Annotated in this window: 7 protein-coding genes; 2 read left to right on the top strand and 5 right to left on the bottom strand. The window is 58.6% G+C overall.

Annotated elements, in window-relative coordinates; all coding sequences use genetic code 11:
- Positions 1-475 precede the first annotated feature (475 nt).
- Complete coding sequence (gene pyk, locus AC1RQI_RS05275; protein ID WP_481903950.1) at positions 476-1924, bottom strand: pyruvate kinase; 1449 nt, start codon at positions 1922-1924, stop codon at positions 476-478.
- A gap of 16 nt (positions 1925-1940) precedes the next feature.
- The gene (gap, locus tag AC1RQI_RS05270; RefSeq protein ID WP_481903949.1) at positions 1941-2945 is read right to left on the bottom strand and encodes a type I glyceraldehyde-3-phosphate dehydrogenase; all 1005 of its coding nucleotides are present in this window, start codon (positions 2943-2945) and stop codon (positions 1941-1943) included.
- Between the two features lie 457 nt (positions 2946-3402).
- Here gap and AC1RQI_RS05265 point away from each other — a divergent pair, with 457 nt between their 5' ends.
- A complete protein-coding gene (locus AC1RQI_RS05265; RefSeq protein WP_481903948.1) occupies positions 3403-4539 on the top strand; it encodes a porin in 1137 nt (378 codons plus the stop codon).
- A gap of 104 nt (positions 4540-4643) precedes the next feature.
- On the opposite strand, the gene glpD is transcribed toward AC1RQI_RS05265, so the two are convergent.
- On the bottom strand, positions 4644-6176 hold the full coding sequence (gene glpD, locus AC1RQI_RS05260; RefSeq protein ID WP_481903947.1) for a glycerol-3-phosphate dehydrogenase: 1533 nt from the start codon (positions 6174-6176) through the stop codon (positions 4644-4646).
- 184 nt (positions 6177-6360) lie between these two features.
- A complete protein-coding gene (locus AC1RQI_RS05255) occupies positions 6361-7119 on the bottom strand; it encodes a DeoR/GlpR family transcriptional regulator (RefSeq protein WP_416633433.1) in 759 nt (252 codons plus the stop codon).
- Positions 7120-7331: 212 nt separating this feature from the next.
- Between AC1RQI_RS05255 and glpK the strand changes: the two genes are divergently transcribed.
- Positions 7332-8804: a glycerol kinase GlpK gene (gene glpK / locus AC1RQI_RS05250; RefSeq protein WP_481903946.1), complete on the top strand. Its 1473-nt coding sequence runs from the start codon at positions 7332-7334 to the stop codon at positions 8802-8804.
- An 11-nt stretch (positions 8805-8815) separates the two neighbouring features.
- On the opposite strand, the gene AC1RQI_RS05245 is transcribed toward glpK, so the two are convergent.
- The gene (locus tag AC1RQI_RS05245; protein WP_481903945.1) at positions 8816-10720 is read right to left on the bottom strand and encodes a sigma-54-dependent Fis family transcriptional regulator; all 1905 of its coding nucleotides are present in this window, start codon (positions 10718-10720) and stop codon (positions 8816-8818) included.
- Positions 10721-11027: the final 307 nt, after the last annotated feature.

Genomic DNA, 11027 nt, shown 5'->3' with positions numbered 1-11027 from the left:
TGTCTTCCCCTCAGTCGGGGTGACGCCACCTTCTTGCAGGTGGCCGGGTTTGCCGGCTTCGCCGGGCAAACAAAAAACCCCGGCCGCAGCCGGGGTTTGGCGTCATACAGCGGATGGCTCAGTTGTTCAGGTATGCCCAGTCAAAGTACTCGTGCAGGCTCTCGACCAGCGACTGCTCATACGCATGGGTCAGCTCAAACAAAAGACGGCTGCCGGTTGCTCGTTTCATGGGTCACCTCCTGCGATGCTGTTAAGGGCGAGACCGGGAAGCGCACCCTGTTCTACCCCCGCGACGAATGCGCTCCCGGCCTCGTGCCCTGTAAGGAGCATATTGCATGCCACCCTTAGACAGCCCCCACAACCCATTGTTTATAGGGACCATTCCAGATCTACCCGAGCTCAGCTCGGGCGCAGGCCTGCACTTCCCTTGCGCACCCATCGTCTCGGCTGCCCCGGGACGGGGCGACGGCTGCCTTCACTGGATATCCGCCCCGACCCGGACAATTTTCATCGTGTTCGTGCCACCCTGGGCATTCACATAGTCCCCCTTGGTGATCACGACCCGGTCACCCTCTTCCACCACGCCCCGGCGCACCAACTCCGAGACCGCCAATGCGTTCGTCTGCTCATTGGGAATCTCGAGGGTATCAAAGGGCACCGTCTGGACGCCGCGCAACAGGACCACACGATGCTGGGTGGCATGATGTCTGGAAAAAGCGAAGATGGGCAGGCTTGATTTGATCCGGGACATCAACCGGGGCGTTGCCCCGGACTCCGTCATACAGATGATCGCCGTAACGCCTTCAAGATGATTGGCCGCGTACATGGCGGATAACGCAACGGCCTCGTCCACGTGCTCCATGGCTTCATGGATACGATGCTGTGACTGGCGCATGGAGGGATGCTTCTCGGCGCCCAGGCAGATGCGCACCATCGACTCCACCGCCTCTACGGGATAGTCACCCACCGCGGTTTCAGCAGACAGCATGACGGCATCCGTGTAGTCCATGACCGCGTTGGCCACGTCGGAAACTTCCGCACGCGTCGGCATGGGACTGGTGATCATGGACTCCATCATCTGGGTGGCGGTAATAACACTGCGGTTCAACACCCGGGCACGATGGATAATGTGCTTCTGGACACCGACCAGCTCGGCATCACCGATTTCCACCGCGAGATCGCCCCTCGCCACCATGACCACATCGGATGCCTCGATGACCCCGTCGAGCGCCGCCTCGTCATGGGCCAGCTCGGCGCGCTCAATCTTGGCAACCAGGCCAGCCTCGGAGCCGGCTTCTTTCAAAAGCCGGCGCGCCGTGTGCAGATCCTCGGCACTGCGCACGAAGGACACCGCCACATAGTCGGCCCCCAGACGGGCGGCCGTCACAATATCCTCCTTGTCCTTATCCGTAAGCGCATTGGCGGACAGTCCCCCGCCCCGCTTGTTCAGTCCCTTGTTATCGGAAAGAACGCCGCCGACCAGAACCCGGGAGGTGATGCTGCTATCGCCAACCGCGACCACCTCCATTTCAATCGCCCCATCATCCAGAACCAGCACATCCCCGGGCGCTACATCATCAACCAGCTGTTCGTAGTCGATGCCCACCTGGTGGCTGGTACCGGCGTCCTTGGGCATGGCCGCATCCAGCACGAATTCCTGGCCCGCTGTCAGGGTGACCTTGTTCTCCCTGAATCCGGAAATCCGCAGCTTCGGGCCCTGAAGATCCGCCAGCAGGGCGACGAAGCGCCCCTGGGCAGAAGCCGCCTCCCGCACCCGCCCGACCCGGTCGATATGCTCCTGGGCACTGCCATGGGAGAAGTTGAGCCGAGTCACATCGACCCCCGCCCCTATAATCGCGGCCAGCGATTCGGCCGAGTCCGTGGAGGGGCCGAGTGTTGAGACTATCTTGGTGCGCCTGAGCATTGAGCTGGTCCTATCGTTACTGGCTTGCCTTCATCAGGGCAACGGCGTTGTCGAGCATCCGCGTCGAAAAGCCCCATTCATTGTCGTACCACGCCATTACCTTAACGTGCCTGCCAATGACACGGGTATGGTTGGCATCAAACACACTGGAAAGAACGCTGTGATTGAAATCGACACTTACCAGTTTCTCATCATTGAACCCGAGCACCGAACTGTTGGCGGCAGCCTGGCGAAGGATCTCATTGACCTCTTCCGTTGTGGTCTCACGCTTACCAACGAGCCCCAGGTCCACCAGTGACACATTGATGGTCGGAACCCGGACCGCGAGGCCGTCAAGCTTGCCTGCCAGAGACGGAATGACTTTGCCAATGGAAGCTGCCGCCCCCGTTTGCGTCGGTATCATGGAATGGGTAGCGGACCTGGCCCGGTAGATATCCTTGTGATAGACATCGCTCAGGTTCTGGTCGTTGGTATAGGAATGCACCGTGGTCATGAGCCCACTTTCAATACCAATGGCATGTTCCAATGCCTCAACGACGGGCGCGAGACAGTTGGTTGTGCAGGAGGCGTTTGAAATAACCTCGTGGCTGGCATCCAGCACATGGTCATTGACGCCATGGACCACGGTCGCGTCCGGGTCCGGCGAAGGCGCCGAGATCACCACCTTTCGGGCCCCGGCACGGAGATGCGCAGCAGCCTGCTCACGCTTGGTGAACAGCCCGGTACACTCGAGCACCACATCCACGTGGTACGTCTGCCAGGGCAACGCGTCGGGATCCTTAAGGGCACTCACGGCAATGCGGTCCCCATTGACGGTCATGGATTCCGCATCATGGTTGACAACGCCCTCGAAACGGCCATGCACCGTGTCGTACTTGAGAAGGTGGGCGTTGGTTTCAGCATCGCCAAGGTCATTGATCGCGACAACCTGGACCTGATCCCGATACCCATTTTCATACAGTGAGCGCAGCACGTTACGGCCGATCCGACCAAAGCCGTTGATTGCGATACGGATACTCATTGCTCAACTCCTATTCCGGTTACTGGCTGACCTTCCGCCGTCTCTCGCGCCGCATCCCGCGCCAGGTCTGCAGAGCCACCGGGACAACACCCCTTGATGGCGCGCGTTAACGATGCATCGATTTTCGCTAAAACAACGGTAGACCCTACTCGTCAGTTCGTCAACGAAAACCGAAAAATTGTGAACATAAAGCAATAAACACTACAAATCAGACACCTAAGAACACAAAGCTCCTTATAAGAGGCCAAAGACACCAAACATACCGAGCGTTTTCGACCACAAAACTTTCCTTTCCCGCAAACAGAGACTACTATTTTCAAATGCGAACTGACACTCTCCCCAAGACAGGGTTATTCCTGCTCAGTTCGTTGTTGAAAATGCCGGTTATGCCCTTTCCGACCCTGGCAAAGGCGGACGGCTCGGCAGGATTAAGCACAAACAACAACAGGAAAGCATCATGATCGAACCGAAAAACCCAACGCATACACGCACAAACCGCTCATTTCGCAAGACATCCCTGGCCGCAGCGCTTTCGCTGATGGCGGGAGGCATGGCCTCACCCGCAATGGCCGGGCTGTCCTACGAAACCGAGGATGGATGGACGCTCGGAGCCAGTGGCTATATCCCAGTATTCCTTGTTGCCGAGGATGAAGAGGGTGGAGACACGAATGTGGGGGTGGGATCCGGTTTCAATCCGGCAAGCCTTAACCTCACGTTCTCTGCGCCAACACAGAACGGCCTGGATGTTTCCGGACACCTTCAGCTCAACAATCACATGGGGATCGGCGGCAACAACACCAACGGGTTTGGCAGCCGTATTGCCAAGATCAACGTAGCGGGTGACTTCGGTACCGTCAGCATCGGTCAGGGCTTCGGCCTGGTGGGCACTCCGGCTATCGGCGACGAAGGCAGCGCATTGGGTGTCGGAATCATGCCCACCCAGGGGGTCGACTCCCTTGCCACGAACGGCCGTATCGGCGTCGGTTACAAGTATGCGGACTTCCGGCCCCGGGTCGCCTATTTCTCGCCGCGCAGTGGCGGCTTTCAACTCGCTGTCGCGGCGATTGATCCGGATAGCGGAACCGCTGCCGCCGGTACCGCAAGCACCAGGGAGACCCCCCGCATCGAGTACCGAGCGGACTATGCTGGCAACAACTTCAGCCTCTGGACCAGCGGCGGCTTCCAGAACGCCGATGACGTAGGCGGCGCGGGCGGTGACAGCACGACCATGTCGACCGTCGACCTCGGGGGCTCACTCAGTGCTGGCAATTTCAATGCTCGTGCCAACTACTCCATCAGTGAGAATACAAGCGCGGTCATCTTCACGACCGCCCAGGATGAGGAGTACCAGCAGTGGTACGTTGAGGGCAGTTTTGAGGCCGGCATCCATACCGTCGGTGCCAGTTATGGTGAGGGCGAGGAAGACAGTGCCAGCGGTGCCAACGAGCTGACAATGGTATTCTCCCGTCACCGCGTTACTGACCAGTTAACCTTCATGGTTGAACTGCAGGATTACGTTGGCGAAGGTGGCGGCGCCCTCATGCCTCAGCGGGAGTACACAGCGTTGATCCTGGGGTCGCAGTTTAATTTCTGAACGGCCCGCCTTATCTTTCCCTGTAGAACCCGCGGTCGAGGTCGCGGGTTCTACAGGAAGATGATGGCTGCAAAGCGTTCAGCGACCATACGCCCGCTATGGGTTCAAGCGCTACGGTGAGGCACCGTAACGCCTTCCATCACCTCACTCTGGTGGTCGCTTAGGTAGCGTTCAAGACTGGCAACGTCCTGTCTGGAGGCATACAGGCCCTGCTTGGTGCGACGCCAGAGAATGTCCTCTGACGTCAGTGCCCACTCCTGGTCAACCAGGTAATCCACCTCGGCAGCATAGAGGTTGCCAGCAAACCTGGCGCCCAGATCATCCATCCGCTTGCAGCCGCGCAACACCTTATAGGAGAAGGTACCGTAGGTTCGAACGAAACGCCTGATCAGAGTCTCCTTGAGCCACGGAAAGTCGCGCCTGAGCTGGCGCTCAAGCGTCTCGTGATCCGTAAAGTCCCCACCCGGCAAAGGGGCTGTCCGGGTCCAGGCACCACCCGCCTCCGGGAAGAACTGGCACAGCTTGTTGGTCGCCGCCTCCGCGAGCTTTCTATAGGTCGTAAGCTTGCCACCAAAAACCGAGATCAAAGGCGCCCGGTCCTCCTCCTGGCTCACCTCAAAGCTGTAATCCCTGGAAGCTTTTTTCGCATCGCCCTCTTCATCGTCCATCAGCGGGCGCACGCCGGAGTACGACCACACAACATCGTCGGCACTCAGCTGGTGTTTAAAGTGGTCGTTAACAATCGCCAGGAGATACTCGGTTTCTTCCTCCGAGATTGTGGCTCGCCTGGGGTCGCCCTCAAATTCAACATCCGTGGTCCCCACCAGCGAGAATTCATCCTCGTAAGGAATCACAAACACGATACGGTCATCTTCATTCTGAAGGATGTACGCCTCGTCCTCCCTGTTGAGTCGAGGAACCACAATGTGGCTGCCCTTCACCATACGGATGGTTTTCGGAGCGGACATCCCCAGGGCATCCCCGAAAAGATTGCTCACCCATGGTCCCGCCGCATTGATGATCGCCTTGGCTGAGACCTCCCGATCCGTATCGCGCTGCAGGTCACGCAGTGTGACCCGCCATTCATCCTGGCCACGCTCCGCGTTCACGCACTTGGTCCGGGTCAGCACGCTGGCCCCGCATTCTTCCGCCTTCTTGGCCGCCAGCACCACCAACCGGGCATCATCAGCCCAGCCATCGGAATACTCAAAGCCCTTCTCAATATCCGGTTTCAAAGGGTCCGAGCTTTCGAACCTGATGGAACGGGAACCCGGCAGCATTTCCCGCTTGGCGAGATGGTCGTAGAGAAACAGCCCGGCACGGATCATCCAGGCAGGCCGCAGGTGGGAACGGTGCGGCAAACGGAAACGCAACGGCCACATGATATGGGGCGCATTGCGCAACAGGGATTCGCGCTCTCCCAATGCTTCGCGCACGAGCCGGAATTCATAATGCTCAAGATACCGGAGGCCACCGTGGATCAGCTTGCTGCTGCTTGACGAGGTTGCGGACGCGAGGTCATCCATCTCACAAAGCAGGACCTTCAGGCCCCGACCCGCTGCATCCATGGCGATACCAGCGCCATTAACGCCGCCCCCCACGACAACAACATCGAAGCTTTCGTGGTCTGCGTTCATTATTGACTGCCTCCTGACGTAATTCGAAAGGATCCTCGGGCCTCACGGTCACGTTCCAGTCCCGGGATCGGATCACGGTCAGTATGCGAAAGCACTCGGTATTCGTAAAGGAAAATTAAGAAAAAATCCGAAAACGATGAAGCGAAAGGAGGTCCAGTAATGAAGCAGACCGAAAACTGGCGGGTTACACGATACGCAGATCCACGTGGTGCTCGGTCAGAAGCTGGCGGATCTCAACAGGGGGTTCGTTGTCCGTAAACAGGTAGTCAGCCTGGGTAATGTTGCCAAGCCGGACCATCGCTTTTCGACCGAACTTCGACTGGTCCGCCGCCAACAGTACCTGCGCCGAGTTGGCAATGATCGACTGGGCGACACGCACTTCCCGGTAGTCGAAATCGAGCAGCGAGCCATCGCTGTGGATACCACTGATGCCGATGATTCCAAAATCCATCTTGAACTGGTTGATGAAATCCCGGGTGGCCTCCCCAACGATCCCGCCGTCGCGATTCCGGACCTCTCCCCCGGCGATAATGACGTGACAGTCCTCTTTCGCCGACAGGATAGAGGCAACATGGAGATTGTTGGTGACAACCTGGAGGTTGTTCCGCTTCAGCAGCGCCTTTGCGATGGTTTCGGTGGTGGTCCCGATGTTGATGAACATGGAGGCATTGTCGGGAATCAGCTCGACAATCGCCTCGGCCATACGCTCCTTGGCCTCCAGGTCCATGATCTTGCGGGTCTGGTAGGACGTGTTGACCGTGCTTGAATCAATGCCCGCACCCCCGTGATGCCGCCGCAGTGTCTTCTTTTTTGCCAGTTCATTGAGATCCCTGCGGATTGTCTGCGGCGTCACATTGAACTGCTCCACAAGCTGCTCGGTGGTCACAAATCCATTCTTCTGGATCAGTTCCATGATCAGGTCCTGCCGGCGACGCTGTGCCATTGAAGCCACCTCTAGTCATATCTCGCATTCAGTCGACCGATAAAAACTCTAACGATCCGTTTTCACTCGCAACAGTCTAGCGCCTCTAAACTTCAATTTCAGCAGCTTGGCCGTCAGCGCCCAACCAAATGTGCGCTAACGAAAAGGGTTCTGGACTTTTACGTTCATAAACGCAAAAATAAACCAAAACAAGAAAGCGGAGTCCGTGCCATATGAGCCAGTACCTACTATCCATAGACCAGGGCACCACCAGTTCCCGGGCCATCCTCTTCAACCTTCAGGGCAATATCCTGGCAACGCGCCAACAGGAGTTTGACCAGCATTTTCCCAGCAGTGGCTGGGTCGAACACGACCCCGAGGACATCTGGAAATCGGTTCAGAACACCGTCAACGAGGTCGTTGAGGAAGAAGCGACCCCGGCCAGTGAAGTGGTGGCCGCAGGCATAACCAACCAGCGGGAAACCACCGTTATATGGGACCGGGCAACTGGCGAGCCGGTGTATAACGCCATTGTCTGGCAGGACCGCCGGACCGCCTCCTACTGTGAATCGTTAAAAGCTGAGGGACTGGAGCCATGGGTGGCAAGCAAGACCGGCCTCCTGCTCGACCCCTACTTCTCGGCGGCCAAGATTGTCTGGGTACTCGATAACGTGAGCGGTGCCAGGGAAAAGGCGGAACGCGGCGAACTGGCATTCGGCACGGTTGACAGCTTCCTGCTTTGGCGCCTGACCGGTGGGCGTGAGCATCGTACCGATGCCACCAACGCGAGCAGAACCCTGCTCTTCAACATCCATACCCAGGAGTGGGACCCCGAACTGCTGGAGCTCTTCAACATACCAGCATCGCTTTTGCCGCAGGTCATGGATTCCGCCGATGATTTTGGCGTGATCTCCGAGGCCGAAGCGGTCAAGGGGACCCCTGTCCTGGGCGCCGTGGGTGACCAACAGGCTGCGATGGTGGGCCAGACCTGCTTTCAAGCCGGCATGGCCAAGAGCACCTATGGCACGGGCTGCTTTCTCATGCTCAATACCGGATCCAAGGCTCTGCTCTCCGAGCACCGCCTACTGACCACCGTTGCCTACCGCTTGAACGGCAAGCCAACCTATGCGCTTGAGGGCAGTATCTTTATCGCCGGTGCCACCATCCAATGGTTGCGGGACGGGCTGAGGTTGATCCGGGATGCCTGCGAGACAGAACCTTTGGCCGAAGGCACACCGGTTGATCATGGTGTTTACCTGGTACCGGCTTTCACGGGTCTCGGCGCCCCCCACTGGGACCCGAACGCCCGGGGCGCGATTCTGGGCCTTACCCGCGATACCGGTATCAAGGAAATCGTAACCGCAGGATTGCAGTCCGTGTGTTACCAGACCAAAGACTTGCAGAAAACGATGGAGAAAGACGGTATACGCCCTGTCACCCTGCGGGTTGATGGCGGAATGGTGGTCAACAATTGGGTGCTGCAGTTTCTGGCTGACATTCTTGGCGCGCGCGTTGACCGCCCTTCCCTCATAGAAACCACGGCACTGGGGGCGGCTTACCTGGCAGGCCTTCAAGCGGGCGTTTACAGTTCGCTCGAAGAACTGGCCGATTTATGGCATTGCGATCGCACCTTCGAGCCTGTCATGACCAAGGAAAAGCGCGACCACCTCTATGCCGGCTGGCTCCGCGCCATCAATAAACTCTGACGCTTACGGACCTAGCGCACCCCCAACTCCCGTAACCGTTTATACAGCGTATTCCGGCTGATCCCCAGCTCTCTGGCAGTCCGGGATACGTTACCTTTAGACCTCTGATAAAGATCCAGTATTCTACCGGTACCGTCCATGCCCCATTCCTTGCGGCCCCAATCCAGCCCCGCCTCGTCAGCAGCGGTCTCCCTGGCCGCCTCATGCGCCACCCCTGCCGGCGATGGATCGTTCTGCGCCTGCTGTTCCAGCCCAGCCAGAAACTCCGTGGGCAGATGCCAGCCCCGTACATCGTCACCGTCGGCAATGGCAATGGCAACTTTGAGGACATTGACCAATTGCCGGATATTCCCCGGCCAGGGATGATGCTCCAGAGTGGCGAGCACCTCAGGGCATAGGGTCGTCGCCTGCCCTGGCTCACGGTACTGCCAATAGAGCCGCTGGATCAGTTCCCGCTTATCCATGCGCTTGCGCAACGCTGGCAGCTCAACACTCAACCCATTAACACGGTAATAGAGATCCGCCCTGAACCGCCCCGCCTCAATCTGGGAGGCTAGGTTCCTGTTGCTCGCCGTCACCAACAGCAGGTCCACCGGAACGTTATAGGTAGCCCCCACCGGTGTAACCTCCCGCTCCTGCAGCACACGAAGCAACCGTGACTGGGCGGAAACCGGCATTTCTCCGATTTCGTCCAGAAAGAGGATCCCCTTATCCGCCTTGCGGATGAAGCCCAGGGCCCCTTGGGAGCGTGCCCCCGTAAAAGCCCCCGACTCATACCCAAACAGCTCAGACTCCACCAATTCGGGCGGGATGGCCGCGCAGTTCACGGAAATAAGCGGCTGGTCCCGGCGATGACTGGCGTGATGCAGGGCTTTCACCATGACCTCCTTGCCGACACCGGTCTCGCCACCGATCAGAACCGGCACACCCCGCTCCAGAACCTTGGAGGCCTGGTCGAAGCTCCGGCGGACGGCCGGGTCCCCATACTCAAGCCGCAGCTCACCCTCGTTGTCAGCCAGCTGCCGGGGCTGCCCCCCCCCACTGGCGACCGCTTCCGTATCCACTGGGCTGGAGCCGGGGCGCTTGATCCGCGCACTCAACCGCACCCTGCTCCGGGTAACCAGCTGTATGGGAACATCAGCGGGTTGCCCAAGAATCCCGTCGCAGCTGCTGGTGAAAAGCGCATCCAGGGCCACCTGAAACGTCTGGACACCAAGCAGCTGATCGGCCCGCTGATTACTGGAGATAACCCGCCCGGTCTCATCGCACACCAGAAGGCCGGACCAGGGGCTATCGAAGTTATCCGCTGTCGTATTCAACGTGATCAGGAAATAGACGCCCTCGAATTGCCGGCGGATCAAACGGTTTTCAACAGACTGGGAAAGCAGCCTGACCGCCCCCAGCGTGTGAGCCTCCGGGAGATAGGCATCGCTGAAAACACTCAGAACGCCAGCCAACGCCTTCTGGGCGTCGAAAATCGGGGCGGCAGAGCCAACCAGGCGGCGGTTGGCTTTGAGGAAATGCTCGGTCCGCTGGACCTGGATGGGGGCGGAAGTAGCAACAGCGGTACCAATTGAGTTGGTCCCGGTTACCCGCTCCTGCCAGTTGGTGCCACGCTGGAAGCGGGGCTTAAGCTTCTTGTCAGCCATCCGCCCGCTGCCCCAGGATCCCAGGACAGTGGCATTGCGGTCCGCCAGAACCACCAGGCAACGACTGCTTGAGAACACCTCGCTCTGATTGGGGAGAACCTCCATTTCCGTCACCGCCATGAGCTCGGTCTCCGAGCGCTCTGGCTGTACCAGGAACGCGGCATCAGAAGCGTGTGGCTCTTGTTCCTGGTCAAGGCCATAATCCAAACACCGCTCCCAGGAGTCCAGGATCTCGCGCCGGAACCCTGCTGATTCCTCCTTGTCCATGCCACCAGCTGCCTCTGTTCGTTTGTTGTTCTTGTCACGTCATTCGTACTGAACGGTTCAATCATCCGTTCAATACCTGTTCAGGTCAATGTTCAACCCCACCGATCAAGCATGAAACGAACATCTTTATGTTTCAAAAAGAAAACACAAGAAGCCCTGAAGCTTCCATGACACCCCTTGCGGGAGCCCCTGGTGCGCCGGAATGGCGCCAAGGAGCGCCGCACGCAGCAAGGCAGCTGGCTGGAACAGGGGATTCGTTTTTTCGCACCAAACGAACTAAGCTTCCCGCATGAGCACAAGCGATCAG

The sequence above is a fragment of the Salicola sp. AFF1 genome (assembly GCF_056783195.1).
The sequence above is the reverse complement of the archived record's forward strand: the minus strand, read 5'-3'. Positions and strand labels throughout refer to the sequence as shown.